Origin of the sequence: Sphingomonas sp. VDB2 (genome assembly GCF_047946695.1) — a bacterium.
Taxonomy (GTDB): domain Bacteria; phylum Pseudomonadota; class Alphaproteobacteria; order Sphingomonadales; family Sphingomonadaceae; genus Sphingobium; species Sphingobium bisphenolicum.
Window position 1 is genome coordinate 2,765,240 of record NZ_CP159615.1, and the last position, 26,070, is coordinate 2,791,309.

The following is a 26,070-nucleotide window of genomic DNA, read 5'->3' on the forward strand; positions in this document are numbered from 1 at the left end:
GCAAGGTGGCCAAATCTATGGCTTTGCCGCCTCGGCCGCGTTCGGCACCACCGGCGGCGGCACGATGACGGTCGGGAGCGCGACCGTCACCTCGACCCGGCGATTCTTCGCCCGGCCGTCGGGATCGTCGCTGCCATCCTCCTTCGCATTGGGGGCGATCGGGCGGGCCTCGCCCAGCGCGATCAGGGTGATGCGCGCCTTGTCCACGCTTTTGTCGATCAGATAGTCCCGGACCTTTTCGGCGCGGATGCGGGACGCGACCTTGTTGTCGCCATCGGCCCCGCGCGAATCGCTATGGCCGCGCAATATGATCGGGCCGCCGGCCTTCATCGCCGCGCCGGAGAGCAGCGTTTCCAGTGTCGCCTTCGCCGTCTCATCCAGCGCCATGGGCGACGCGCCGAAGCCGATCACCGCCTCTTCCGGCTCGATCTTCGGCGCTTCGGACTCGGGCACGACTTCGGGACGCAGGATCGACCGTTGCGGTTCGGCGCCATTATCCGCGCCATTCCCTGCGACGGCATTGGCGGCATTGTCGGCCTCGTTCACCGCATCGGCCGCGGGTGGCTGGCAGGCGGCGAGCGCCGCACATAGGAGGATCGGAGCCTGGGTAAATCGTCTCATTCTTCCTCTCCTTGTCGCCGGGGCTGGGCGGGCGGCACATAGGACAGGATCGTGTCGCCGGGTTGGGGCGTGGGGCGCGAAGCATGGGTGAAAAAGCGCAGCGCCCCGGTCTTGCGCAACAGCAACAGCATGTCGCCCTCCGGCGGCAGCGCTGCGCGCGCTGCGTCATAGTCGAACTGCTCGCTGATCCGTGTCTTGCGGAAGGTCCAGCCCTGCTCCTCGCGCTGCATGATGTCCTCCACGCCATGGCCGGATTCGAACAGCGCGCGCCCGCGCAGCGATTCAGGCAGGCTGCGCGGATCATGATCGTCGCTGGCGTTGCCCAGCTGATGGACATTGTCGCGCCCGATTTCCGGGGCGAATTCGTTGCACACCAGCGCATTATAGGCTTCATTGTCGGTCGCCGCCGCCAGCACCTGGAACTGGGTCAGGTCCAGCCGCTCTTCGGTCGCTTCCGACAATATCTCGCCATGATAGGTGGGGATGCCTTGATGCCGGGCCGGCGCAAGCCGCTGCCAGCTATTGTCGGCGATCGTCACTGGCACCTCCAATTGGCGCAGTTGAGCCGCAAGTCCCAGGGTGAAGGGCGTAGCGCCGACGATCAGCAAGCCCTGCTCCGACGCACCCGTAACTTTCAGCCAGCGTGCGACCGGTTTGATCGAAAATCCGTGAAACAGGATGGTGGTGACGACCACGGCGAAGGACAGGGTGACCAGGATCGACCCGTCGCTATAGCCCAGCCGATCGAGCCGCAGCGCGAACAGGCCGGAGATCGCGACCGCGACGATGCCGCGCGGCGCGATCCAGGCGACCAGCAGCCGCTCATTCCAGGGCACGGGCGAAAAGGCGAGGCTCAACAAGACCGTCGCCGGGCGAACGAGGAACAGCAGCGCCAGCAGGAAGGCCAGGAACCGCCATTCAAACTGGCGCAGCACCTCCAGATTGAGCGAGGCGGAGAGGATCACGAACACGCCGGAAATCAGCAGGACGGTGACATTTTCCTTGAACGGCTGGATGTCGCGCAGCGAATCGAAACGCATATTGGCCAGCGCCACCCCCATCACCGTGACCGCCAGCAGGCCGGTTTCCTGCTGGATCATGTTCGATCCCACGAATACGCCAATCACTGCGACCAGCAGCACCGGGGCCTTGAGATATTCGGGCACATGGCCGCGCGGGAAGGCCCAGCCCACGGCGCGGGCGGCGAGCCAGCCGATCAGACCGGCGATGACCGCCGCGGCCAGCAGCGACAGGATGACCGACGCCAGCGTGCCGCCCTCGCCCGCGCGGCGCAGATATTCATAGGTGACGACGCCCAGCAGCGCGCCGACCGGATCGTTGACGATCGCTTCCCATTTCAGGATCGCGCGCGGCCGCGCCGCGACATTGGACTGGCGCAGCAGCGGCAGCACCACGGTCGGCCCGGTGACGACCAAAATCCCCGCGAACAGGATCGCGACAGGCCACACCAGCCCCCCGACATAATAGCAGGCCAGCGACCCCAGCACCCAGCCGATAGGCGCGCCCAGCGCGACCAGCCGGGTGACCGCGCCATCGGTCTGGCGCAATTCACGGAAATTGAGGCTGAGGCCGCCTTCGAACAGGATCAGCGCGACCGCGACCGACACCATCGGTTCCAGCAATTCGCCGAAGACATGTTCGGGGTTGATGAGGTGGAGGACCGGACCGGCGAGGACGCCTGCGGCCAGCATCAGAGCGATGGCTGGCCAGCCGGTGCGCCAAGCGATCCATTGCGCGCCGATGCCTAATATGCCGATGAGCGCGATGGATAGAGCCAGTTCCTGCATGGGCGCAGGATAGACGGACACATTGGCGGTCGTCACCCCCCGATATTTTTCGATATTGCGGGAACTATCGTGACGAACCCGTGTGTCGGGCGCGAAAGAAAAGGGCCGGTCTGTGACCGGCCCCTCGCTATCACGTCATTGCGGCGGCTGGCCCGGCTGCGCTGGGGCGGCCGGAGTCGCAGGTGCCGCTGGTGCAGCCGGAGCCGGCGGCGCGGCGGCCTGGATGCGTTGCTGGAGCGCCGGATCGGCGGCCGCCGCCTGCCCGATCTGGTTGAATTTTTCAGGCGGCAGGCCCGACGCCTGCAAAGCGGCCAGCATCTTGGGCTGCTTGTCGGCCTCGGCGATCGAGGCGTCCGACTGAATCTTGGTCACTTCGACCGCCGCGGCGGCGAACTGCTTGATGTCGCTGTCACTGAAATTGCTGGCGCCTGCTGCGGGCGCGGTGGGTGCTGTAGGAGCGGCGGCATCCTGCGCAAGGGCGGGGTAAGCTGCGAACAGCGCGATCGACGCGATGCCGGCTTTCAGAAATTTACTGCTGTTGGGACCCGTCAACTTTCTTCTCCTCTTGACCGATATACTGATGAACAGACGACCAAGTTGTTGAAAGCGTTCCTTTCGGAAAAGGCCTGAACGGCCAGTTGTGGGATTTGAGGGGTAACGGGATTGAGGGAAACAGCTCGTCCCGCCACAGTCGCGATCCGCCGCAGCGCCCTTCGCCGGCGCGCAATGACGATCGGCCCGGATTCGTCAAAACGGTCCGGGCCGACCATTGGATGTCACCAGATTTTCACGCGATCCTTGGGCGCCAGATAGATTTTGCCGCCCGGCGCAGGCTTGAACGCATCATACCAGGCGTCAAAATTGCGCACGATGTCGGTCCGATATTGCGATGGCGCGTGCGGATCGGTGACCAGCCGCTGGCGTAAATTCGCCTCGCGATAATTGCGCCGCCACACCTGCGCCCAGCCCAGGAAGAAGCGCTGGTCGCCGGTCATGCCATCGATCACCGGCGCGGGCTTCCCGCCCAGCGACGCATGATAGGCGTCGAGCGCGACCGCCAGGCCGCCCAGGTCGCCGATATTCTCGCCCATGGTGAAGGCGCCCTTCACATGCGCGCCGGGGAAGGGCTCATAGGCGTCATATTGGGCGCCCAGCTTCGTGGTCAGCGCCTTGAAATTGGCGACGTCCTGGTCGGTCCACCACTGGTTGAGCTTTCCCGTCTCGTCATATTTCGCGCCCTGATCGTCGAAATGATGGCTGAGTTCATGGCCGATCACCGCGCCGATGCCGCCATAATTGACCGCGGGGTCCGCCTTGGGATCGAAGAAGGGCGGTTGCAGGATCGCGGCGGGGAAGACGATCTCCACCATGCCGAAATTGGCGTAGGCGTTGATCTCCATCGGGGTCATGCCCCATTCCCAGCGATAGATGGGTTTGCCCAGCTTGCCGATATTATAGTCGAATTCGAACTGGTTCGACCGCTGCGCATTGCCCAGCAGGTCGTCCCGCCTGATCGCCAGCCCGTCATAATCGCGCCACTTGTCGGGATAGCCGATCTTGGGCGTGAAGGCGGCCAGCTTCTTGTGCGCGCGCGCCTTGGCCGTATCGCTCATCCATGGCAGGCCGTCGATGCGGCGGCCCATGGCGGACAGGACATTCTTGACCAGCACGTCCATCGCCGCCTTGGTTTCCGGCGGGAAATATTGGGCGACATAGACTTTGCCGACTTCCTCGCCCAGCGATTCCTTGAGGAAGGTGACGCCGCGCTTCCACCGTTCCTCGCGCTCCGGCGTGCCCGACAGGGTGGTGCCGTAGAAGGCGAAGTCAGCGTTCGCGACGCTGTCGGGCAGATAGTCGGCATAGGCGTGCAGGCTGGCCAGCAGCAGCGCGTCCTTGAGCACGCCGACCGGCGTCTTGGCGATCAGCGCGGCTTCGCCGGTCACGGCGCTCGGCTGCGCGACCAGCAGGCTGGCGGGGGTCAGTCCGTTCGCCTTATAATAGGTGGCGAAATCGAAACCCGGCGCGGTCTTCTGCAGGTCGGCCAGCGTCATCTTGTTATAGGTCTTGTCGGCGTCGCGGCTTTCGACCTGGCTCCAATGGACCTTGGCGACCTCCGTTTCGAACGCCATCAGCGCCGCCGCGCGCATCTTGGCGTCGCTTTCGCCGGCCAGGGTCAGCATCTTTTCCAGATGCGCGACATAGGCGGTGCGGATCGCCGCCATCTTTTCGCCCTGGTCCAGATAATAGTCGCGGTCGGGCAGGCCCAAGCCACCCTGCGTCATCGACAGGATATAGGTTTCAGGGTCTTTATCGTCCTGCCCCACATAGAAGCGGAACGGGCCGGGTACGCCGGCGCGGGCGCCCTTGGCCGCGACCCTGGCATAGCCGGCCAGGTCGGTGACGCCCCTGACCTCGTCCAGCCAGGGCTTGATCGGCGCCAGTCCCTTGGCCTCGACCGTGGCGCCGTCCATATAGGCGGCATAGGCGTTGCCGATCTTGCTGCCGCTGTCCTTCTGCGCGCTTTCCAATATTGCCCTGGTCCGCGTGCGCGACAGGTCGTCCAGCGTGTTGAATGCGCCATAATTGGACTTGTCGGCGGGGATCGGTGTGTTCTTCGCCCATGTGCCATTGGCATAGTCGTAGAAATCGTCGCCCGGCTTCACCGACGGATCCATGCCCGCGGCGTCGAAACCATAGCTGCCATAGGTGGGCTTGCCGGCGGTGGCGGGAGAGGCGGCCGGCGCTGCGGCAGGTGTTGCCGGCTGGTCGGCCTGCGCCATGGTGGCGGCCAGCGCCAGCGCCGTGGCGGCTGCGCCGAGGAGGAGGGTTTTCATGGGTTGCATCCCTTGCATCATAATGGCGATCGGCCTTGGGCCGTTCGTTCTGACGCGGACTTGAACGCCCGTCAAAGAATGAAGTCCATGTCGTTGGTCGAAAATTATCGATCGTTGAAATATTCGGGAAGCCGGATGTGGGCTGCGAAAGCGGCGGCCAGGGCGGCGGGATCGAGCCGGTCGAGATGCGGCAAGCGGCCGAGCGACGACACGCCCGCCAGTTGCGGAATGATCCGCTCATTTTCGTCATGCGCCTCGCCGATGAAGGCGATGCCCGCCACGCGCACGCCGCGCGCCCGCAGCGCCTCAATGCTCAGCAGGCTGTGGTTGATCGTGCCAAGACCCGTGCGCGCGCACAGGATCACAGGCTGGCCCCAATGGGCGAACAGGTCGGCCATCAGCAACGTCTCGGAAATCGGCACCAGCACGCCGCCCGCGCCCTCGACCACGAGCGGTCCGTCCACCTGGGGCAGCGCCAGCTGGTCCAGCCCGATCGCCACGCCGTCGATCCGCGCGGCGAGATGGGGGGAGGCGGGGGTGGCCAGGCGAAAGGCTTCGGGCAGGATATGCGTGGCGGGCAGGCCGGACAGGGCGGCGACGCTTTCCTTGTCGCCCTCCGGATCGACCCCGGCCTGGATCGGTTTCCAATAATGGGCGCCGAGCGCGCCGGCGAGGCCGGCGGCGAAAACGGTCTTGCCGATGCCGGTATCGGTCCCGGTGACGATCAGGACGCTCATGCCCTGCCCCTCCTCATGCCATCGCCTTCCTGAGTGCGTGGCCCAGCGCGGCGACATCGGCGCGGCCGACGTTGAGCGTCAGCGAGATGCGCAATCGGCTGGTCCCGGCTGGCACTGTCGGCGGGCGGATGCCGCGCACGTCGAAGCCCGCCTGCTGCAAGGCCGCGGCCACCGCCATGGCGCGGATATCGTCGCCCAGGATGACCGGCACGATCTGGCTGCGCGGCGAGGGCAGGCCCAGCGGCGCGCAGATCGCTTCGGCTGCGTCCTGCCGCAGCGTCTTCAGCCGGTCGCGCAGGTCGCTCGCCTGCTCGATCCGGTCGAGCGCCGCCGAGGCCGCCACCGCCATCAGCGGGGACGGCGCGGTCGAGAAGATGAAGGCGCGGGCGCGGTTGATCAGATAGTCGATATGGATGCGCGGACCGCAGATCAGCGCGCCTTCCGCCCCCATCGCCTTGCCGCACGTATGCAGCGTGATGACATTGTGCAGCCCGTCCAGCCCGGCCGACAGGCCGCGCCCACCCGGCCCGAAGACCCCGGTGCCATGCGCTTCGTCCAGCAGCAGCATCCCGCCATGGGTCGCGGCCAGCTTGGCGAGGTCGGTGAGCGGCGCCATGTCGCCATCCATGGAATAGAGCGTCTCGACCGCGATCCAGATGCGCCCCGTTCCGCCCTCCTTGCGCCAGGCCACGATCAGGTCGGCGAAGCTCTGCACCATATTATGCCGGGCGAACACGGCCTGCGCCTTGCTCATGCGGATGCCGTCATGGGCGCTGGCGTGGATCAGTTCGTCCGCGACGATCAGGTCGCCGCGCTGGGGCAGCGTCGAAAACAGCGCCAGATTGCCGACGTATCCGTTGGCGACGAACAGCGCCGCCTGGGTGCGGAAGAAATCGGCCGCCTTGGTCTCCAGCCCCTCATGTTCGGGCGCATTGCCGCGCAGCAGCCGCGAGCCCCCTGAGCCGACCGGCACGCCGCGCCCGATCGCGTCGGCGACGGCCTGGGCGATGATCGGATCGCCGGCCAGGCCCAGATAGTCGTTGGAGGCGAAGTCTCGCCCGGAACGGGGGATCAGGCGACGCAACCGCCCGCGCGATTCCAGCGCGGCGAGTTGCTTGGCGTACGGTTCGGCGGTCATGCCGCGCCTATAGGCCCGGCTGGCGGAGGCGGCAAGCAGGGTCGGGGCGGCCTGGATCGCCCCGGCCCCTAAAGCGATTTCCAATCAGATGGAAACGCAGTTCGGCGAAGCCAATCATCTGACGACCCGGACATCGCGTAACACTAAAAACGAGCGCGGTTGATCCGATCTAATCGGATCGCAAACGGCTCTAGAAACTGAAGCTCAGCGAGACGGAGGCGACATTGTCGTTGCTGTCGTCGGCGTGGCGGCGGAAACCGTGCTGGTGCAGATAGCCGATCTCGGCATTCACATTCTTCGCCACCGGGGTGGTGATGGCGATCAGGTTGCGCATCCGCTCTTCGCCCTGGACCCGCTGGAAATTGGTCTTGTTGAGGTCGAAGAAGCTTTCATGGCTCAGCACAAGCGCGGTCTTGCCGCCTTCCCGGAACGGCATGACCAGCTTCACATAGGGGCGCAGCCGCCAGGCGGTGCCGTCCACGCCTTCGCGCCACCGTTCCTCCATCCGCATCCGGGCGCTGACCGATACCGGGCCGATCCTGGCGATATTGTCGAACGTCACCTGCTGCCGCCCGCGATGCTCCATCACGGTGAAGTCGCCGCCGGCATATTGGGGATCATGGGTATAGCCCGCCCAGATCGTCACCGCCTTGGACAGTTTGTAGCCGACCAGCGTGTTGGATTCGATTTCATACAGGCCCTTGCGGTCGTCGCTGAAGCGGGCGACCACCTCCTGCGACAGCCGCCAATGCTCGCCCAGCTTCACCGTGGCGCTGGCGGTGGTCCAAAGTTGCTCGTCCTCGCTGGCGTGCGCGGCGGCGGGCAGCGCCAGCACGGCCAGCATGGACAAGAATAGGGCGGTCGGGCGCATCGGGCATCATCTCCACCGCCGGCCTTGGCGGTGCCGCGCCACTATGACGGTTGCATGACTCCATGGTGACGTTTGCATTGCATTTTGATGACAATGCATGTCTGTTTCGTATCTTCGTCCCGCGTCATGCGGGGTTATACTCTTTCAGGAAGGCGTCGAGCTTTTCGAGGAACTCGATCCGATCGGCTTCGCGCGAGAAGAAATGGTCGGCCAATGGCTGTTCGACATAGATATAGTCGCGCCCCTCCACCTTGCCGGCGGCCTTCAGTTTCTCGGCCATTTCGCGGGATTGGTTGACTTGAACCCGTCGGTCCTTTTTGCCGTGCATCAGCAGGATCGGCGTCGAAAATTGCGCGGCGAAGTTCACCGGGGACACGGTCGTAAAATCAGGCGCCTGTTCCTTCATCCAGTCCTTGCGCGTGCCATGGTACAGGAAGCGGCCATCATAGCGCATCATCGCCGCCAGGTCCGACACGCCGGCATAGGACATGGCGCAGCGATAACGGCCGCCGTCGCGCTGGGCGGCGCGCATGGCCGCATAGCCGCCATAGGATGCGCCCACCATGCAGACGCGCTTGGCGTCGGCGATCCCTTGTCCCACGGCCCAGTCGACCGCGTCGTTCAGATCGTCCTGCATCGCCAGGCCCCATTGCCCCTCGCCCTTTTCCGCAAAGGCGGTGCCATAGCCCGCCGATCCGCGATAATTGGGCTGCAACACGGCATAGCCGCGCCAGGCCAGGAACTGCACCCACCAGTCCCATTCCTCGCTGTCGCGGGCGAAGGGGCCGCCATGGGGCATCAGGATCAGGGGCAAATCCTTGGCCTCGCGCCCTGCCGGCAGGGTCAGTACCGCTGCGATCTCCAGTCCGTCGCGCGCCTTGTAGCGGATCGTCTTGACCGGGGAGAGGCGGGTCTTGCCGGGGAATTGATCGCTGACGCGCGACAACACGCTCATCGCCCCGGCGGCCGTGTCGTAATAATAATAGGCGCCCGGCTGGTCGGGTGTGCCGACATGGACGATCATCTTCTGGCCGTCGCGGCTGGTGGAAATGATGCGCGCGCGCCGGTCCCCCACCGCCTTGTCGATATCGGCCTGGATTTTCGCCAGATTGGGGTCGAACCAGTGCACCGCGGGCGCATCGGCGGTGTAGCGGACCCCGGCCAGCCCGGTTCCCGCGGCATCCTCCTCAATCCCGCCCAGGTCGAAACCGGGCGCGGCGAATATCTTGCGACCCAGTTCCAGCGTGCCGAGGTCATATTCGTAGAGTGCGTCGGCGCCTTCATGATCGTCGCTGGCGATCGCCTTGCCCGGATCGGCGGTGAAGAGCAGCGGCACCACCATCAATTCGTCGCGTCGCCGGTTGGCGCGATCGACGACGCGGAAGCTGGATCTGCCATCCGCGCGATACAGCAGGGTCGATGTCCGGCTGGCGTCATTATAGCCCACGCCCATCCGCACCGTACCGCCGGCATCGGCATACCAGCCGCGCACATGCTGCCGCGGCGCGACGATGCTGCGCATCCGGCCGGTGCTGATGTCGATTTCGTCCACCTTCGGCCAGAAGCCGGGCTCGGAATAATAGATGGAGGTCTGATAGGACAACAGGATGCGCGGGCTGCCGTCGCGCGCGATCCAGATGACGTCATCGGCATTTTGCGCGGCGGCATTCTTGGCGAGCAGCGTCACCTTGCTGCCGTCCCGTTTGATGCTGACGACGCGGCTCAGATACCATGGCATGCCCTGGACGTTGGATTCATTGCCGACTCCGGCGATCAGCCAGTCGTCATTGACCCATTTCCACCAGTTGAGGTCATTGTCGCCCAGGCCCATCGACCGGATGCGATTGGGGCCTTCATAGACGTCGGCGATCACCAGTCGCTGTTCGCCATTCACCGCGACACGGCTGGCGATGTGCAGCCCGTCGGGCGACAGGCTCGGCCGCTCCATCAGCGGCAGCGCGGCGAAATCGCGGACCGTCCATTGTTGCGCCTGGGCCACGGGCGCGGGCGGCGGCGTTTGCGCCAGCGCGCTCCCGCCCAAGGCTGTACCGGCCAACAGCATGATTATGCGCGACATATTCCCCCCGACATAAGATCGACCCCAGGATCGATATATGGGCGAAGGCAAGGAGCGTCACCTGAAAATCACTGTTAATCAATCCATTACGGCGGCGATGACGCCTGGGTGGTCAGGCCGCGCGGATTGCCTCGATCGGGGCCAGTACCGCGCGGTTGCGGCCGCCGCGCTTGGCCTCATAGAGCGCCGCATCGGTCGCGGTGAGCCAGTCCTGGCTTGTCATGCGGCCGGGGCCGATCGCCGCCACGCCGAAGCTGGCGGTCACGCGCAACGGTGGATCGTGCGGGATCTCCAACGCCTCGATCGCGGCACAGAAACGGCGCGCAGCGGCCAGCGCTTCCGTCTCGCTGGTTTCGGGCAGCAGCAGCCCGAATTCCTCGCCGCCGATCCGGCCCAGCGAATCGCTGGGACGCGACAGGCCGGCGCAACATTGCGCCACCGCCTCGATCACCCGGTCGCCGACGGGATGGCCATGGCAGTCGTTGATCCGTTTGAAATGGTCGATGTCGAGCAGGATCAGCGCGGCGGGCCGCTGGTGCCGGACGAACAGCGCGATCCGCTTGTCGATTTCGGCGACGAAGGCGCGGCGGGTCATGGCGCCGCTCAGATGGTCGCGCTCGGCCAGCATCCGCAATTCCATCTGTTCCACCACGATGGCGGCCAGGCCCTTCATAATCTCCATCTGTTCGGCCGGGAAATCCCTGGCGCGGGTATCGATGGCGCACAGCGATCCGATATTATAGCCGTCGGGCGTACGCAACGGCACGCCGGCATAGCTGCGGATGCCCGGATCGCCGGTGACCAGCGGATTGTCGCGGAAGCGCACATCGTCCTGCGTGTCGGGTATGACGAGGGGGTCGCTCTGGCGGATGGCATGATCGCAAAAGGCGACGCTGCGCGGCGTTGCCTGCACGTCCAGCCCGGCAATCGCCTTGAACCATTGCCGGTCCTTGTCGATCAGCGATACGGCGGAAATCGGCACGCCGAACAGCGTCCGCACCAGATTGGTGACCTTGTCGAACGCGCCTTCCGTCGGTGTGTCGAGTATCTCATAGCGCCGCAGCGCAGCGATGCGGCCCGGTTCGTCGTTGGTAATCGCTTGCAGCATATCATGGCATCCGGTGGCTGGCTTGGGTCACGCTTCGTGAAGCATGACAGGAAATCCGGTGCGGCATGGTCCGCCCCCGTCAGGCCGACCGTCAACGGTCACACTGTGCCTCTGCCCTGAACAAAGGGTTAAAAAACAGGTTGGCAAGGATGCTATACGACCAGCCGGGCCGCAGGCAAGGGGAGGAGAGGCGCGTGGCCTCTCCCCTCCGATCGGGGGCTGTCAGGCCCCGTGCGCCAGCGCCGCAAGCAGCAGCAGCGCAACGATGTTGGTGATCTTGATCATCGGGTTCACCGCCGGGCCGGCCGTGTCCTTGTAGGGATCGCCTACCGTATCGCCGGTCACCGCGGCCTTATGGGCTTCGCTGCCCTTGCCGCCATGATGGCCGTCCTCGATATATTTCTTGGCATTGTCCCATGCGCCGCCGCCGCTGGTCATCGACAAAGCGACGAACAGGCCGGACACGATGACGCCCAGCAGCAAGGCGCCCAGCGCGGCGAAGCCGTTGTCGCTGCCCGCCACCGCCGTGATCGCAAAATAGACGACGATCGGCGCCAGCACCGGCAACAGCGACGGCACGATCATCTCCTTGATCGCCGCGCGGGTGACCAGATCGACCGTACGGGCATAATTGGGGCGCGACGTCCCTTCCATGATGCCCTTGTTAGTGGCGAACTGGTCGCGCACGTCCTTGACCACGTCGCCCGCCGCGCGGCCGACCGCGGTCATGCCCATCGCGCCGAACAGATAGGGCAGCAACGCGCCGAGCAGCAGGCCGACGATGACATAGGGGTTTTTCAGGCTGAAATCGACCGGCTCGGTCAGGCCCAGCGCCGCGCCATAATAATCGAGATCCTGGGTGAAGGTGCCGAACAGCACCAGCGCCGCCAGACCCGCGCTGCCGATGGCATAGCCCTTCGTCACCGCCTTGGTCGTGTTGCCCACGGCGTCCAGTGCGTCGGTCTTCACCCGCACGCTATCGTCCAGATGCGCCATTTCGGCGATGCCGCCCGCATTGTCCGTGACAGGGCCATAGGCGTCGAGCGCCACCACCATGCCGGCCAGCGCCAGCATCGCGGTCGCGGCGAAGGCGATGCCCATCAGGCCCGCCAACTGATAGGCGACGATGATGCCGACGACGATGACCAAAGTGGGCAGCGCGGTGGATTCCAGGCTGATTGCCAGCCCCTGGATGACGTTGGTGCCATGGCCGGTTTCGGACGCCTTGGCGATCGAGCGGACCGGGCGATAGTTGGTGCCGGTATAATATTCGGTGATGACCACCAACAGACCGGTGACGGCCAGGCCGACCAGCATCGACCAGAACAGCTTCATGCCGGTATAGCCGCCATAGCCGTCCAGATCCGCGCCGAACACGGTATTGAGGTCGCCCAGCGTATATTGGGTGGCGAAGTAGATGGCGGGGATCGACAGGATCGCTGTGGTCCAGAAACCCTTGTAGAGCGCGCCCATGATCGACTGGCTGGCGCCCAGGCGGACCATATAGGTGCCGATGATCGAGGTGATGATGCACACGCCGCCGACGATCAGGGGCAGCGCCATCAGCTTCATCAGGAAGGCGTTGTCCACGCCTGTGACCAGCAGCGCGGTCAGCACCATGGTGGCCCCGACGGTGACGACATAGGTTTCGAACAAATCGGCAGCCATGCCGGCGCAGTCGCCGACATTGTCGCCGACATTATCTGCGATGACGGCGGGGTTGCGCGGGTCATCCTCCGGAATGCCGGCCTCGACCTTCCCCACCAGATCCGCGCCGACATCGGCCGCCTTGGTAAAGATGCCGCCGCCCAGCCGCGCGAAGATGGAGATGAGGCTGGCCCCGAACGCCAGTGCCACCAGCGAGTCGATCACCAGCCGGTCGTCGGGGGCATGGCCGGCGGGGCCGGTCAGATACCAGAAGAAGACGCTGATCGCGAGCAGGGCGAGGCCCGCCACCAGCATCCCGGTGATGGCGCCGGCCCGGAACGCGACGGTCAGCCCGCTTTGCAGCGTGCCGCGACAGGCTTCGGCCGTGCGGACATTGGCCCGCACCGATATGTTCATGCCGATGAACCCTGCCGCCCCCGACAGGATCGCCCCGATCAGGAATCCGACCGCGGAGGTGATCCCCAGAAAATAGAGGACCAGCACGGCCACGACCAGGCCGACGATGGCGATGGTGGTATATTGGCGGCCCAGATAGGCCTTGGCCCCCTCCTGGATCGCGCCGGCGATCGCCTGCATGGCGTCATTGCCCGGTGGCTGGCTCAACACCTGGCGACTGGTGAACAGGCCGTAGAATATGGCCAGCAGGCCGCATCCTATGGCGATATAGACGATTTGCATGGATGTTCCTCTCCCCCTGTTATGACTGTCATCGACCGCTCCGCAGGGAATGACGGGCAGGCGAAAGGCGCAAAAGCGGGCGGCCGGACGAGGACGGTCCGGCGTCGGGCACCGCGTCAATCAGCAACATGGCAGCGCGCATAGGCGGTCCAACCGGGCTGAGAATAGGGTGGAAGGAAGCTACAGTGCCCACCGCCCGCGTCAAGATGGATGGCGCATGGGAGGAGCGCCTTCCTCGCCCCGTCTAGGGCCGCGCCTGCGTTACGATCACCCTGGCGGCGCGGGTGACGTCGTCCCAGGTCTGGTCGAACCCGGCCTCGTCCCCGAAATAGGGATCGACCACGCCCGTCCCTTCGCGCCCAGGCACCAGGTCCATCAGCAGGCGCAGGTCCGCGGTTCCGTCCGACGGGCGGATGCGGCGCAGATTTTTGAGATTGTCGGCGTCGAGCGCGAAAATATGGGTGAAGCGGCGGAAATCCGCGGCACTCACCTGTCGTCCCGCATAGCCGCTGATGTCTATGCCATGGCGCAGCGCCACGGCTTGCGCGCGCGGGTCGGGCGGGCTGCCCACATGCCAGTCGCCGGTCCCGGCCGAATCGACGACCATGTCCATCCCGGCTTTCTCCGCCGCCGCCCGCAGCGCGGCTTCGGCCAGCGGCGAGCGGCAGATGTTGCCAAGGCAGACGAACAGGACGGACGGCGCCGTCATCCGTCCGCCACCGCGGTCGAGAGGCCAAGGCCCGGCACGCCGATCGATCGCTTGCCCGAAAAATCGGTGCGGGCGACGATGACGCCCAGCTTTTCCATATAGTCGATCAGCCGCCGCACCCGACCGGGCGAACTGGTGCCATAGGCGCGCGCCAGATGCGCGTCGTCGGGGCAGGGCAGACCCGCCATCGCCGCCCGCGCGATCAGCAGGAAGGGGGCGAGCATATCCTCCGGCAGAGGCTCCGCCGCCTTCATCGCATCGGCCCAGCGCGGATCATGCGCATCGGCCATCCCGGCCTGCGCCATGGCGAAGCGCTTGCGAAAGGCGGGCAGGTCGAGCGGCGGGGTGCGCAGGCCCTTCATCCGGCAGCGCACGCCGAAATCCTGATAGAGGGTCGACACGCTGGGCTGGGCGTCGCCCAGATCGGCGACGATCTCCTCCAGCACGGCGACCACCACCGGCTCATTCTGGCCGAAATCCAGTTCCGGCGCGGCGGGCCGGGCCGACGGCGCATCGGCGAGCGCGCGGATGATCTCCTCGGCCGGGCGGGGCGGGGGATCGGCGCGGGGCGGCGGAGGGGGCGGCATATCCTCCTCGCCGCGGGCGAACAGCAATTCCTGCAGATCCTCGCCGCTGGTCGAGGGCGGGGCGATCAGCTTGTGCGCGCCGCCCCGCGTGCCGGTCTGCACCGCGCCGATCTTCACATTGACCGGCCGACGCGCGATCGCCGGACCCAGGCCCAGAAAGCGCCCGCGCTCCAGGTCGCGAATCTGCTCCGCCTGCCGCCGCTCCATGCCCAGCAGGTCGGCGGCGCGGGCCATGTCGATGTCGAGGAAGGTGCGGCCCATCAGGAAGTTGGACGCTTCGGCCGCGACATTCTTGGCCAGTTTCGCCAGCCGCTGCGTCGCGATCACGCCGGCAAGGCCGCGCTTGCGCCCCCGGCACATCAGGTTGGTCATGGCGGCCAGACTCAGTCGCCGCGCCTCGTCCGACACGTCGCCCGCCGATACGGGCGCGAACATCTGCGCCTCGTCCACCACCACCAAGGCGGGATACCAATGGTCGCGCGGCGCATCGAACAGGGTCGACAGGAAAGTCGCGGCGCATTTCATCTGCGCCTCCAGCTCCAGCGACTCCAGGCTCAGCACCACCGAGGCGCGATGTTCGCGGATGCGCATCGCCATCTTGACGATCTCGCGCTCATTATAGTCGCCCGCATCGATCACGATATGGCCATAGGCGTCGGCCAGCGTGACGAAATCGCCCTCCGGATCGATCACTACCTGCTGCACCATCGGCGCGGATTCTTCGAGCAGGCGACGCAGCAGATGCGACTTGCCCGACCCCGAATTGCCCTGGACGAGCAGCCGGGTGGCGAGCAATTCCTCGACATCGACCAGCACGTCCTTGCCGTGGCTGTCGGTCCCTATGCTGATGCTGGCGGTCACGATTGCGTCTTTGGCGCAGGGGGTGGGGGAGTGCAAGGGCGGTTGCGGGTATGCCGGTCATGGCGATCTGACCCTTACCATCCTCAACCACCGCTTGACCCTTCCCCTGTTGCAATGCAGCATCATGCTCATGGCGACTCTCCCCCCTCAGCTCCGGCGATCACGCAGAATCCCGACATCCGCTATCTGGGGCGGCTGCTGGGCGACGTCATTCGCGCCTATGGGGGGGAGAAGCTCTACAAGCAGACCGAATATATCCGTTCCGCATCGGTCGACCGGGCGCGGGGATTGCAGGGGGCGGACCTGACCGATAGCGGGCTGGACGCGCTCGATCTCGACGATACGCTCAATTTCACCCGTGGTTTCATGCTCTTCTCGATGCTCGCCAATCTGGCAGAGGACCGGCAGGGGGTGGCGGCCGAGCCGGGCGCCGATGTCGCCTCCGCGGTAGCGCGGCTGGAATCGCATGGCATCCACAAGGATGCGGTGCTGGGTCTGCTGGCGCACAGCCTGATGGTGCCGGTCCTGACCGCCCACCCGACCGAGGTGCGGCGCAAGAGCATGATCGACCACAAGAATCGCATCGCCGACCTGATGCACCTCAAGGATGCCGGGCAGATCGAGACGGACGAGGGCGAAAATCTGGACGAGGCGATCTTCCGCCAGATCGCCTTGCTGTGGCAGACGCGCCCGCTGCGGCGGGAAAAATTGTTCGTCGCCGACGAAATCGACAATGTCCTCGCCTATTTCCGCGACACCTTCCTGCCGGTGCTGCCCGCGCTATATGCGCGGTGGGAGCGGGTGCTGGGCGCGCGGCCGCAAAGCTTCCTGCGGGTGGGGTCGTGGATCGGCGGCGACCGCGACGGCAACCCCTTCGTCCAGGCGCCGCAACTGGAGTTCGCGCTGAAACGCGGCTGCCAGGCGGCGATCGCCTATTATCTCGACGCGCTCCATGCGCTGGGGGCGGAACTGTCGCTTTCGACCGAACTCGCCCATGTGCCCCAGGCGGTGCTGGACCTGGCCGAGGCGAGCGGCGACGCATCGCCCAGCCGCAAGGACGAACCCTATCGCCGCGCTTTGTCCGGCATCTATGCGCGGCTGGCGGCCACCTGCACCACGCTGACGGGTGGGCAACCGGCGCGGCCGTCCAGCCTGAAGGGCGACGCCTATGCGACGCCGCAGGAGTTCCGCCGTGATCTGGTGACGGTGGCGCAGGGGCTGGCGAGCGAAGGCGACGGCGCGCTGTCGACCGGCGGGGCGCTGGGGCGGCTGATCCGCGCGGTGGAGACGTTCGGCTTCCACCTCGCGACGCTCGACATGCGGCAGAATAGCGCCGTGCATGAGCGGGTGGTGGCGGAACTGCTCAAGGCGGCGGGGGTCGAGGCGGACTATTGCGCGCTCGACGAATATGCGCGGATCGCGCTGCTGCGCCGCGAACTGGCCAGCAATCGCCCGCTGGGATCGCGCTTTTCCGCCTATGGCGAGGAAACCACGTCCGAACTGGCGATCGTCCATGCCGCCGCCACGGCGCACCGGCTCTACGGCCCGGCCTGCATCACCCATTATATCATCTCCAAGGCCGAAAGCGTGTCCGACATGCTGGAGGTCAACATCCTGCTCAAGGAAGCGGGGTTGTGGCAGGCGGGCGTCGATGGCGCGCCGCCGCAGGCCGCGATCATGGCGATCCCGCTGTTCGAGACGATCGCCGATCTGGAGGCCGCGCCATCCATCATGACCGCCTATTTCGGCCTGCCCGAAATCGCAGGCGGGGTGAAGGCGCGCGGCCATCAGGAAGTGATGATCGGCTATTCCGACAGCAACAAGGATGGCGGCTACATCACCTCGACCTGGAGCCTCTACAAAGCGAGCCAGGCGCTGGAGCCGGTGTTCGCCGACGCCGGGGCGGCGATGCAACTGTTCCACGGCCGCGGCGGCGCGGTGGGGCGCGGCGGCGGCTCCGCCTTCGCGGCGATCCAGGCGCAGCCGCGCGGCAGCGTGCAGGGGCGCATCCGCATCACCGAACAGGGCGAGGTGATCGCCGCGAAATTCGGCACGCGCGACGTCGCCATGACCAATTTGGAGGCGATGACCAGCGCGACCCTGCTCGCCAGCCTGGAGCCGGAAGGCGTGTCGGACCGCGACGCCGCCCGGTTCAGCGCGGCGATGGACGAACTGTCGAAAAATGCCTTCGCCGCCTATCGCGACCTCGTCTACGGCACCGAGGGGTTCAAGGAATTTTTCCGTCAGTTGACCCCGATCCAGGAGATATCGGGCCTCAAGATCGGGTCGCGCCCGGCCAGCCGGACCAAAAGCCATGCGATCGAGGATCTGCGCGCCATTCCCTGGGTGTTCAGCTGGGCGCAGGCGCGGGTGATGCTGCCCGGCTGGTATGGCGTGGGGCAGGCGCTGGCCGCATTCGAGGACAAGGCGCTGCTGGCCGACATGGGGCAGCATTGGTCGTTCCTGAAATCCGCGCTCGCCAATCTGGAGATGGTGCTGGCCAAGTCCGACCTGGGCATCGCCGCGCGCTACCTGCCGCTTGTGGAGGATCAGGCGGCGGGCGAGGCGATTTTCGGGCGTATTCGCGAGGGGTGGCAACAGGCGCATGACGGACTGCTGGCCGCGACCGGCCAGTCGCGGCTGCTGGAGAAAAACCCGGCGCTCGATGAATCGATCCGGCTGCGCCTGCCCTATATCGAGCCGCTGAACCTGTTGCAGGTCGAATTGCTCAAGCGCCACCGCGCAGGCGAGGACGATCCGCGCATCAAGGAAGGGATCGAACTGTCGATCAACGCGATCGCGACGGCGCTGCGGAACAGCGGCTAGGCTCTCACCGGACGAACAACCTCCGTTCGTTTCGAGCGAAGTCGAGAAACAAGGCAGAGCCGAGTTCGGCGACGCTAAACGCCATCACAGTGCTATCCGCTTCTCGACTTCGCTCGAAGCGAACGGAGATATGGCGGCATTTCGCCCTACACCAGCCCCAATTTGCTCAATTCCCCCAGCAGCGCGGCGGGCATGGTGTCCAGCTCGTCCGCCTCGTCCCCGTCCAGGTCGGGCGGGGCGTCCGCGTCTTCGAGATAGCGCCAGCCCTGATGGGCGCGCTTGGGCTTGCTGCGCACCGGTATCAGCCGCGGTTCCAGCCTGATCCAGTAGCGGCCCTGCCCCGTCTCCTCGAAGCCCAGGATCGGGCTGCGGCCGACCAGCCTGTGGCCGTGAATCCAGTAGAGCGACCCGCCCGCCATCTCCTCCACCCGCTTGGGCAGGTAGCGAGTGGTGGTCCGCGCCTCGCCTTCATGGCTTTCCAGCCAGGCGCGCAGGGTGGCGGGGCTTTCGCTGCGGAACGCGATCTTGGTGATGTGAAGCGGCATGGTGCAGCAGATGGGCAGCAGGGCCGCGCAGGTCAATGCGGCATCAGGTCAGGAAGATGGTCGCCAGCCCCAAAAAGGTGAAGAAGCCCAGCGAATCGGTCATCATGGTCACGAATACCGCCGACGACACGGCCGGATCGATATTGCGCCGGTCCAGCGTCACCGGGATCAGCACGCCCGCCAGCCCCGCCACCATATTGTTGATAAGGACGGCGGTGCCGAACACCAGCGACAGGCCAGGCTGGCCGTAGATCAGATAGGAACCGATGCCGATCAGCACGCCCAGTACCGATCCGTTGGTCGCGGCGATGCGAAATTCGCGCACGATCATACGCAGCGTGTTGGAACTGGTGACCTGATTGGTGGCGATGGCGCGCACCATCACCGCCAGCGTCTGCGTCCCCGCATTGCCGCCCATGCCCGACACGATCCCCATCAGCGCCGCCAGCAGCGCCAGATGTTCGATCGTCTTTTCGAACAGGCCGACCACGGACGCGGCGATCATGGCCGTGCCCAGATTGACGACCAGCCAGACGAGGCGCGTGCGCACCGTCATCAGGATCGGCTGGTTGATGTCGCCTTCGCCCGCGCCCGACAGGCGCAATATATCCTCGCCCGCTTCTTCGGCGATGATGTGGACGACGTCGTCGACCGTGATCATGCCGACCAGCCGGCCCGACGAATCGATCACCGCGGCGGAGATCAGCGCATATTTCTGGAAGCGCAGGGCGACCTCTTCCTGGTCCATGTCGACCGGGATCAGCGTCTGTTCGCGCTTCATCAGGTCGGCCATGGATATGCCGCGCGGGCAGGTCAATATCCAGCTCAACTGGCAATAGCCGATCGGCCGATGGGCCGCATCGACGACATAGATTTCCCAGAAATCGCGGGTCAGGTCGGCATTGTCGCGCAGATAGTCGATGACCTGGCCGACCGTCATATGTTCCGGCACCGCGACCAGATCGCGCTGCATCAGGCGACCGGCGGATTCCTCCGGGTAGGACAGCGCGCTTTCGATCGCGGCGCGGTCTTCCGGCTCCATCGCGTCGAGGACGGCCTGCTGGTCGGCCTCCTCCATATCCTCGATGATGGCGACGGCGTCGTCGGTGTCGAGTTCGGCAGCGAATTCCGCGAGCTGTTCGGGGGCGAGCGCGCCGATCAGGTCGTCGCGGACATAGTCGTTCAGTTCGGACAGCACTTCCGCGCCGACCAGGTCTCCCAGCGCGGCGGCGACATCGGCGCGTCGTTCCGACGGCGTCAGTTCCAGAAGGTCGGCAATGTCGGCGGGGTGGAGCGGCGACACCAGGTCGCGCGCGGTTTCGCTGTCGCCATCCTCGACCGCGTCGAGCACGGCGGACAGGAATTCGGGCTTCAGCCGATCATCTTCGTCCAGGCTCGTTTCAGCCTGTTCGACGATCGTCTCTTCGTCAGTATCTGCCCCATGCAACAGGGGTTCGGCTGGATCGCCGCGCTCGCTCATGGCGCCCCCTACTGTCCGGTTCCTGTAACATCCGGCTGCTTTCGCCCATGCAACATGGAATTGCAATGGGGTGAAGCCGGGGGAACGGCTTCTCCACAAGAAACTTCCATCCCCTTTTGAAGCCTCTATATGGGGGCATCACCCCTTCCCACATGAGAGGATGCTTCATGGCCGACGAAACCCTTACCCTTACCCTCGACAGCGGCGGCGACGTCGTGATCAAGCTGCGCCCCGACCTGGCCCCCGGCCACGTCGCGCGCATCGTGGAAAACGCGAAGGAAGGCTTTTACGATGGCGTGGTGTTCCACCGCGTCATCCCCGGTTTCATGGCGCAGGGCGGCGACCCGACCGGAACCGGCATGGGCGGCCACCCCGACAAGCCGGATATCAAGGCGGAATTCAGCCGTCAGCCGCATGTCCGTGGCGTCTGCTCCATGGCCCGTTCGTCCAACCCGAACAGCGCCAACAGCCAGTTCTTCATCTGCTTCGACGACGCGACCTTCCTCGATGGCCAGTACACCGTCTGGGGCGAAGTGACGTCGGGCATGGAGCATGTCGACGCCCTGCCCAAGGGCGAGCCGCCGCGCACGCCGGGCAAGATCGTCACGGCGACCGTCGCCTGACATCAGCCTGGATCGCATGGCAAAGGGCGTCCGGTCGCGAAGACCGGGCGCCCTTTTTTACAGGCGGTGACGCATCATCATGATTGCGAGCGGAAGGCGGTGCGACGATCGATCGGGCAATCGCCTTGCCGGCGTCTACGGTCGTTTCGCCATCCCGTCCGTCATCGAAATGGCCTGCGCCTCCGCGCCGTTGTCCGCACCGGATGCATCCACCGGCGGCTGATAGGCCCCGATCGTTTCGATATGCCAGCGCCGTTGTTCCTGGGTCGATCCGGGGACGTCATCGACGCGGCGCAACACCACCTGCCGCAGCACATGCCAGGGCCGGCCATTGGCGGCGATGCGCCCATAGACCTGCACCGGCACCGTCACATGCATCGATCCGGCCGCCCCTTCCGGTTCGGACGGCGCGCCGACATTGGCGTGAATCTCGCTGAAGCCGCGAAAGCGCGCCGCGAAATGGGCATCGTCCTGCGATCCGATCGCGCCGCTCTGGTCCCACAGATCCTGCGCATCCTCGAACCGCTTTTCCTCCAGCAGGCCATAATAGCCCTGCACCACCTGCGCGGCGCCCTGCGCGCTGTCCGGATCGATCGATCCTTCGGCGACCGGGGCGGGATCGACGGGCAGGCCGCCGGGCGTGCCGGGTGCGGGTGGCTTGAGCGGTTCCATCACCGCCATCGCCTCCGCCCGGACGTTATTTTCCACCTGCGCCGCATTGGCGCCATTGGCGAGATTGTCGATCGCACTCTCCTCCCGCCCGTCGCAGGCCGCGACGAGAAGGAGGGAGAGCAGGGCGGCGGTCTTCGTCGATCGCCGCATCAGTTCGGGCGAATCCGGGCTGTCGGTTCACGCCCGCGCCCACCGCCGCCCCAGTCGCGCTGCGGGCGCGGCTGGTTCATCTGCGGTCGCGGCTGTTGCTGGACCTGGGGCTGGACCTTGGGCCGGAACTGCGGCTGGCGCAGGCCCGGCTGGGGCGTGGGCCGCGCGCTGTCATTGCCACGCCAACGGTCGCGACCCCGGCCGTCATTGCGATCCCGTCCCCAGTTGCGGTCGCCATTGTCCGAACCTTGGGGAGGGCGTGTCCAATTGCCGTTATTGCCCGGCTGGCGATCGCGGTCGCGCCAGTTGCCGTCCCGATCCCGGTCCCGGCCGCGCCAACGGCCATCGTCGCCGCGCTCGGCCCGGCGGCCTTCCCAATAGCGGCGTTGGCCGTCATTCCAGCGCTGGCGTCGCCCCCCGCGATCGTAGACATAATAGCCGCTGCCCGGATAATAATAATTGTCGTACCAGCCGCCATAGGGGCCGCTGTCATAATAGCCCGACGGTCCGTAATAGCCGTCGCCATAATAGCCGCCATTGCCATAATAGCCGCTGCCTACGCTCACGCCGCCATAGCCATAGCCGTCATCATAGGCGCAACCGCCCAGGGCCAGCGCGCCTGCAAGTCCGATTACCGCCAGGAACCGATGTCGGATGCCCGTCATCGCCTTTCTCCTCATCTCCATCTGATGCCTTGCGTAACGCGCCCCGGTTGAATTGGTTGTGAATGGATTATCCTTTCCGCGCCAGCGTTTATCGCAGGTTCAGAAAAGCCGGCCCTCGTTCATCGGGGCGACAGAAAGCGTGTTCTTTCCGTCACATAATCGCCTGCTGACCGGATTTTGTGGATCGTTCAGGAAACCTTCGGGCGGGTCCGGTCATTCTTCCTCCTGTCGATCGCAGCCGCTTTGAGCGCTCGCATCGGCCCGGCGGGTCCACACCGCCGCGCAAAAAATCCACAACAGACAAAGGGTCACCCCATGAAGACACTGCTTTTTTCGGCAGCCGCCGCCGCGTTCCTGTTGCCTGCCGCCGCCATGGCGCAGGATGACGCCGGTTCGTCCACCCGCCGCATCGAACCCTATGTCGGCGTGATGGGGGGCGTGCATAATTATGACAGCGAAACCAGCAAGGAAGGCATCCCGCCGGTCGGCTACAAGGGCCGTATGGTCGAGGGCGTGGCGGGCGTGAACGTCAATGTCGCCGGGCCGCTGGTGCTGGGCGTCGAGGGCACCGCGTCCAAGGGCGTGTCGGGCGACATCGACTGGGAATATGGCGCCGCGGGCCGTGTCGGCGTGAAGGCGGGCAAGGACAGCATGATCTTCACCAAGGTCGGCTATCAGTGGACCAATTTCGATGCGCTGGGCAAGGATAGCCGCGACTATCACGGCATGACCTATGGCGCCGGCGTCGAACTGTCGCCCGCCGACATGGGCGGTTCGGCCGAGAGCAGCAATATCCGCCTGCGCGTCCAGGCCGATACGACGGGCAATTTCCACTCGATCCGTCCCATGGCCGGCGTCGTCGCGAAATTCTGATCCTAATCACCGGCTAGGCGGGACGGGTCGCAACGATCCGTCCCGTCTTCTCAGTCAACTTCCTGATGGAAGTTGGGGTGCGGAACGGCTTCCTGGACTGTAGCCGTTCCGCATTCCTTGTTTATGGCAGCGCCTTCAGCCGCTCGCCGATCCCCCGCAGGTCCGCGACGAAGCGCGCCAGTTCCTCCTTGCGGCGATCCTCGTCGGGGAGACGCAGCACATAGCTGGGATGCACCGTCACCCAGCCTTCCGCTCCGTTGTCGAGCGCGATCGCCTGACCCCGCGCCCGGCTGATCGTCACCGCCCTGCCCAGCATGGCGCGGGCCGCCGACGCGCCCAGTGCGACGATGATGCGCGGGCGAACCAGATCGATCTCCTGCTTCAGCCACCAGCGGCACGCCTCGATTTCGCCGGCGTCGGGTGATTGATGCAGCCGCCTCTTGCCGCGCCGTTCGAACTTGAAATGCTTGACCGCATTGGTGACGTAAGCGCGCGACCGGTCCACCCCGGCCTGCGCCAGCGCCCGGTCGAACAACCGGCCCGCCGGTCCCACGAACGGCCGCCCGGCCAGATCCTCCTGATCGCCGGGCTGCTCGCCGATGAAGAGCAAAGGCGCGTCGAGCGGGCCTTCGCCGAACACCGTCTGCGTGGCGTCCCGGTGCAGCGGACAGCGGGCGCAAGTCATCGCCTCCTCGCGGAGGGCCGCCCAGACGGTCGCCGCATTGCCCTGGCGTTTGGGCGGCGCCTTTTCTGGCAGGGGCGCGGTCGCGATCATGGCCGCCTCGCGCGCTTGCGCGCCGGCGACAAGGTCGGGGATGAGCGCGGCTTCGGGCAGGTTGCGCCAGTATTTTTTCGGCATTTCGGACAGCATGGCCTTGGTCTTGAGCCGGGCCGGATTGAAGATCGCGGCATAATAGCCCTTCCATAGATCCTCGACCGGGTCGTCCGCGGGGGCGTCCCCACGGCTGGCGCCCGGTCCCTCGCTCAATGTCTCGCCATCCCAATGGATGCTGGCCTCCGGGGTCAGGATCGACCAGTGCATGGTCGCGAAGCGGCGCAGGAAGAAACCGGCATTGGCGCGGACGATATGATGGTCGGGCTCGAACCAGGCGACGAAGCGCGGGCCGACCGCATCCTCCAAAGCGCGGAAGCGCACGAAGGCGCGCATTTTGTGGATGTCGCGGCGCACCGCCTTGGCCAGTATATCGACCCGGCGCAGCAGCGGGTCGGCCTTGTCCTCCATCAGCCCCGGCCGGTCGCGCAGCCGGCATAGCAGCGCATAAAGCAGGGCGAAGCGTTCGGGGTCGCGATGCAGGATCGCGCTCTGCGCCAGGTCGACGAAGGCGCGGGGCACCGAGAAGCCCGCGCCGGGCCGGTCGGGCGGCAGGGGCGCGTCGCCGAACAGGTCGCCGCCCGCCGTCTCCCCCGCCTGCCAGACGACATCGGCCGGATCGACGCCGTTGACCGCCAGCCGCCGCGCCGCATCCCGCCAGCCGTCGAAATCGTCCGGAGCGGTCAGCGCGACGCGATACAGGGTTGGCGATCTCATCAGCCGTTCACTGCGAACGGGGTGGGAGGGGCGCTCAGTCCTCGGCCTGCGCGCGCTCCAGTTCGGCCGGCTTGCGCTTGGCGAACAGCTTGCCCAGCCGCTCTTCGTCCTGCGCCGTCAGTTCCTTCGCGGCGTCGGGGAACATCTCCTCCTCCTCCTCGTCGATATGGTGGAGGTAGCGCTTCTTCATTTCGGCGAATTTCTTGCGCCATGCCTCGCCGTTGAATTTCAGCGCGTCCAGCTCTTCCAGATAATCGTCGATTTCCTTGTGTTCGGACACGCTGTGCTGCGCATCCTCGCGCAGGTCCGGCTGCGCCAGCATGGTGGCGTAGAGCGTTTCTTCTTCGGCCGCGGCATGGGCGGTCACTTCCACCTTGAACTGCTCGAACAGCTTTTCCAGCCGATCCTCGTTCTTTTCGCGCTCCGCGTCCGCCATTTTGGCGAACAACTGGCGATGGGTGTCGTGATCCTGCTTCAGGCGATCGAAAATCTTGGTGTCGGCCATGGATGGTCCTCCTCTTTCGAGGACAGACAACGACAGGCGGCGCAAATGGCTCCCGCCAGAGAGCCGCCCGATCTTCAGCCGAACAGGAAGCGGAAGATGATCGCGACCGGAATCCAGAGCAGCGCGCCCAGCAGGCTGGCGGCCCAGAGTTGCAGCACGTCGCGACGGAAACGCACGGTGAGGCCGCTGGTCGACAGGCCGCCCTGCTCCAGCATCTGCCAGCGCCGTTCCAGCCCGCGCGCGGCCACGGCATAGCCGCCGATCGCAACGATGATACCCAGATGCAGGACGAGCGAGCCGCCCGTCTTGGCGACGATGCCGATCTGGAGCAGGCAGAAGACGACCAGCGCCGCCGCCAGATGGGTGCTGATCCGCTTCGCGAAACCCTTGCGCTGATGTGTGCGATTGCCGAGCGCCGTCGCCAAAGCCCCGAACTCCTTGCTTGACCCTGGTGACAGAATTTCACGAGTCGCAGCCGCGATCAA

The 26,070-nt window shown here is 65.7% G+C and carries 22 protein-coding genes; 3 read left to right on the top strand and 19 right to left on the bottom strand.

All coding sequences use genetic code 11. The features are described 5' to 3' along the window. Nucleotides 1-15: 15 nt before the first annotated feature. From ABT375_RS13815 to ABT375_RS13870, 12 genes are all read right to left on the bottom strand, one after another. Nucleotides 16-621 (bottom strand): OmpA family protein, encoded by a 606-nt coding sequence (locus ABT375_RS13815; protein ID WP_416462983.1) that lies wholly within the window; start codon nt 619-621, stop codon nt 16-18. After that, nucleotides 618-2,429, bottom strand: a complete 1,812-nt coding sequence (locus ABT375_RS13820; protein WP_416464906.1) for a cation:proton antiporter — start codon at nt 2,427-2,429, stop codon at nt 618-620. The genes ABT375_RS13815 and ABT375_RS13820 overlap by 4 nt, the downstream gene beginning before the upstream one ends. A 135-nt stretch (nt 2,430-2,564) precedes the next feature. Next, nucleotides 2,565-2,981, bottom strand: coding sequence for a DUF4168 domain-containing protein (locus ABT375_RS13825; protein WP_129925614.1), 417 nt, complete (start codon nt 2,979-2,981; stop codon nt 2,565-2,567). A 224-nt stretch (nt 2,982-3,205) separates the two neighbouring features. Further along, entirely contained in the window at nt 3,206-5,263 is a 2,058-nt protein-coding gene (locus tag ABT375_RS13830; protein ID WP_416462984.1) for a M13 family metallopeptidase, read from the bottom strand. A gap of 104 nt (nt 5,264-5,367) precedes the next feature. Further along, nucleotides 5,368-6,000 (bottom strand): dethiobiotin synthase, encoded by a 633-nt coding sequence (gene bioD, locus ABT375_RS13835; protein ID WP_416462985.1) that lies wholly within the window; start codon nt 5,998-6,000, stop codon nt 5,368-5,370. A 13-nt stretch (nt 6,001-6,013) separates the two neighbouring features. Then, nucleotides 6,014-7,138, bottom strand: a complete 1,125-nt coding sequence (locus tag ABT375_RS13840; RefSeq protein ID WP_416462986.1) for an 8-amino-7-oxononanoate synthase — start codon at nt 7,136-7,138, stop codon at nt 6,014-6,016. 190 nt (nt 7,139-7,328) lie between these two features. After that, on the bottom strand, nt 7,329-8,009 hold the full coding sequence (locus ABT375_RS13845) for a DUF2490 domain-containing protein (RefSeq protein ID WP_261935745.1): 681 nt from the start codon (nt 8,007-8,009) through the stop codon (nt 7,329-7,331). Nucleotides 8,010-8,133: 124 nt separating this feature from the next. Then, nucleotides 8,134-10,086 carry an alpha/beta hydrolase family protein gene (locus tag ABT375_RS13850; protein ID WP_416462987.1) on the bottom strand — a complete coding sequence of 651 codons (1,953 nt, stop codon included), beginning with the start codon at nt 10,084-10,086 and terminating at the stop codon, nt 8,134-8,136. 112 nt (nt 10,087-10,198) lie between these two features. Next, nucleotides 10,199-11,194, bottom strand: coding sequence for a sensor domain-containing diguanylate cyclase (locus ABT375_RS13855; protein ID WP_261935743.1), 996 nt, complete (start codon nt 11,192-11,194; stop codon nt 10,199-10,201). 222 nt (nt 11,195-11,416) lie between these two features. Continuing rightward, a complete protein-coding gene (locus tag ABT375_RS13860) occupies nt 11,417-13,540 on the bottom strand; it encodes a sodium-translocating pyrophosphatase (protein WP_416462988.1) in 2,124 nt (707 codons plus the stop codon). Nucleotides 13,541-13,784: 244 nt separating this feature from the next. Then, nucleotides 13,785-14,249: a low molecular weight protein-tyrosine-phosphatase gene (locus ABT375_RS13865; RefSeq protein WP_416462989.1), complete on the bottom strand. Its 465-nt coding sequence runs from the start codon at nt 14,247-14,249 to the stop codon at nt 13,785-13,787. Beyond that, on the bottom strand, nt 14,246-15,697 hold the full coding sequence (locus ABT375_RS13870; protein ID WP_416462990.1) for a helicase HerA domain-containing protein: 1,452 nt from the start codon (nt 15,695-15,697) through the stop codon (nt 14,246-14,248). The genes ABT375_RS13865 and ABT375_RS13870 overlap by 4 nt, the downstream gene beginning before the upstream one ends. A 114-nt stretch (nt 15,698-15,811) precedes the next feature. On the opposite strand from ABT375_RS13870, the gene ppc reads away from it, so the two are divergent. Continuing rightward, nucleotides 15,812-18,523 (top strand): phosphoenolpyruvate carboxylase, encoded by a 2,712-nt coding sequence (gene ppc / locus ABT375_RS13875; RefSeq protein WP_416462991.1) that lies wholly within the window; start codon nt 15,812-15,814, stop codon nt 18,521-18,523. 146 nt (nt 18,524-18,669) lie between these two features. On the opposite strand, the gene ABT375_RS13880 is transcribed toward ppc, so the two are convergent. Together ABT375_RS13880 and mgtE are read right to left on the bottom strand one after the other, a co-directional pair. Continuing rightward, entirely contained in the window at nt 18,670-19,068 is a 399-nt protein-coding gene (locus ABT375_RS13880; RefSeq protein WP_416464907.1) for a DUF1489 family protein, read from the bottom strand. Between the two features lie 43 nt (nt 19,069-19,111). Further along, the gene (gene mgtE / locus ABT375_RS13885) at nt 19,112-20,548 is read right to left on the bottom strand and encodes a magnesium transporter (RefSeq protein ID WP_416462992.1); all 1,437 of its coding nucleotides are present in this window, start codon (nt 20,546-20,548) and stop codon (nt 19,112-19,114) included. 167 nt (nt 20,549-20,715) lie between these two features. Here mgtE and ABT375_RS13890 point away from each other — a divergent pair, with 167 nt between their 5' ends. After that, nucleotides 20,716-21,171: a peptidylprolyl isomerase gene (locus ABT375_RS13890; protein ID WP_261935736.1), complete on the top strand. Its 456-nt coding sequence runs from the start codon at nt 20,716-20,718 to the stop codon at nt 21,169-21,171. A 135-nt stretch (nt 21,172-21,306) separates the two neighbouring features. Here ABT375_RS13890 and ABT375_RS13895 read toward each other — a convergent pair whose 3' ends face one another. After that, a complete protein-coding gene (locus ABT375_RS13895) occupies nt 21,307-21,993 on the bottom strand; it encodes a hypothetical protein (protein ID WP_416462993.1) in 687 nt (228 codons plus the stop codon). Next, nucleotides 21,993-22,658, bottom strand: coding sequence for a peptidase (locus ABT375_RS13900; protein WP_416462994.1), 666 nt, complete (start codon nt 22,656-22,658; stop codon nt 21,993-21,995). Before ABT375_RS13900 ends, ABT375_RS13895 begins: the two co-directional genes overlap by 1 nt. A 315-nt stretch (nt 22,659-22,973) precedes the next feature. On the opposite strand from ABT375_RS13900, the gene ABT375_RS13905 reads away from it, so the two are divergent. Continuing rightward, the gene (locus tag ABT375_RS13905; protein ID WP_416462995.1) at nt 22,974-23,531 is read left to right on the top strand and encodes an outer membrane protein; all 558 of its coding nucleotides are present in this window, start codon (nt 22,974-22,976) and stop codon (nt 23,529-23,531) included. Nucleotides 23,532-23,652: 121 nt separating this feature from the next. Here the strand turns inward: ABT375_RS13905 and ABT375_RS13910 are convergent, their stop codons facing one another. From ABT375_RS13910 to ABT375_RS13920, 3 genes are all read right to left on the bottom strand, one after another. Beyond that, nucleotides 23,653-25,065 carry a UdgX family uracil-DNA binding protein gene (locus ABT375_RS13910; protein WP_416464908.1) on the bottom strand — a complete coding sequence of 471 codons (1,413 nt, stop codon included), beginning with the start codon at nt 25,063-25,065 and terminating at the stop codon, nt 23,653-23,655. Between the two features lie 49 nt (nt 25,066-25,114). Next, nucleotides 25,115-25,585: a hemerythrin domain-containing protein gene (locus ABT375_RS13915; RefSeq protein WP_224550378.1), complete on the bottom strand. Its 471-nt coding sequence runs from the start codon at nt 25,583-25,585 to the stop codon at nt 25,115-25,117. Nucleotides 25,586-25,659: 74 nt separating this feature from the next. Then, nucleotides 25,660-26,010 carry a hypothetical protein gene (locus tag ABT375_RS13920; protein WP_416462996.1) on the bottom strand — a complete coding sequence of 117 codons (351 nt, stop codon included), beginning with the start codon at nt 26,008-26,010 and terminating at the stop codon, nt 25,660-25,662. Nucleotides 26,011-26,070 lie beyond the last annotated feature (60 nt).

Bases quoted from the DNA above. Each gene is read 5' to 3' on its own strand.
- ABT375_RS13815 (WP_416462983.1), bottom strand. From the start codon at position 621: ATGAGACGATTTACCCAGGCTCCGATCCTCCTATGTGCGGCGCTCGCC.
- ABT375_RS13820 (WP_416464906.1), bottom strand. From the start codon at position 2,429: ATGCAGGAACTGGCTCTATCCATCGCGCTCATCGGCATATTAGGCATC.
- ABT375_RS13830 (WP_416462984.1), bottom strand. From the start codon at position 5,263: ATGAAAACCCTCCTCCTCGGCGCAGCCGCCACGGCGCTGGCGCTGGCC.
- bioD (WP_416462985.1), bottom strand. From the start codon at position 6,000: ATGAGCGTCCTGATCGTCACCGGGACCGATACCGGCATCGGCAAGACC.
- ABT375_RS13840 (WP_416462986.1), bottom strand. From the start codon at position 7,138: ATGACCGCCGAACCGTACGCCAAGCAACTCGCCGCGCTGGAATCGCGC.
- ABT375_RS13845 (WP_261935745.1), bottom strand. From the start codon at position 8,009: ATGCGCCCGACCGCCCTATTCTTGTCCATGCTGGCCGTGCTGGCGCTG.
- ABT375_RS13850 (WP_416462987.1), bottom strand. From the start codon at position 10,086: ATGTCGCGCATAATCATGCTGTTGGCCGGTACAGCCTTGGGCGGGAGC.
- ABT375_RS13855 (WP_261935743.1), bottom strand. From the start codon at position 11,194: ATGCTGCAAGCGATTACCAACGACGAACCGGGCCGCATCGCTGCGCTG.
- ABT375_RS13860 (WP_416462988.1), bottom strand. From the start codon at position 13,540: ATGCAAATCGTCTATATCGCCATAGGATGCGGCCTGCTGGCCATATTC.
- ABT375_RS13865 (WP_416462989.1), bottom strand. From the start codon at position 14,249: ATGACGGCGCCGTCCGTCCTGTTCGTCTGCCTTGGCAACATCTGCCGC.
- ppc (WP_416462991.1), top strand. From the start codon at position 15,812: ATGCAGCATCATGCTCATGGCGACTCTCCCCCCTCAGCTCCGGCGATC.
- ABT375_RS13880 (WP_416464907.1), bottom strand. From the start codon at position 19,068: ATGCCGCTTCACATCACCAAGATCGCGTTCCGCAGCGAAAGCCCCGCC.
- mgtE (WP_416462992.1), bottom strand. From the start codon at position 20,548: ATGAGCGAGCGCGGCGATCCAGCCGAACCCCTGTTGCATGGGGCAGAT.
- ABT375_RS13890 (WP_261935736.1), top strand. From the start codon at position 20,716: ATGGCCGACGAAACCCTTACCCTTACCCTCGACAGCGGCGGCGACGTC.
- ABT375_RS13895 (WP_416462993.1), bottom strand. From the start codon at position 21,993: ATGCGGCGATCGACGAAGACCGCCGCCCTGCTCTCCCTCCTTCTCGTC.
- ABT375_RS13900 (WP_416462994.1), bottom strand. From the start codon at position 22,658: ATGACGGGCATCCGACATCGGTTCCTGGCGGTAATCGGACTTGCAGGC.
- ABT375_RS13905 (WP_416462995.1), top strand. From the start codon at position 22,974: ATGAAGACACTGCTTTTTTCGGCAGCCGCCGCCGCGTTCCTGTTGCCT.
- ABT375_RS13915 (WP_224550378.1), bottom strand. From the start codon at position 25,585: ATGGCCGACACCAAGATTTTCGATCGCCTGAAGCAGGATCACGACACC.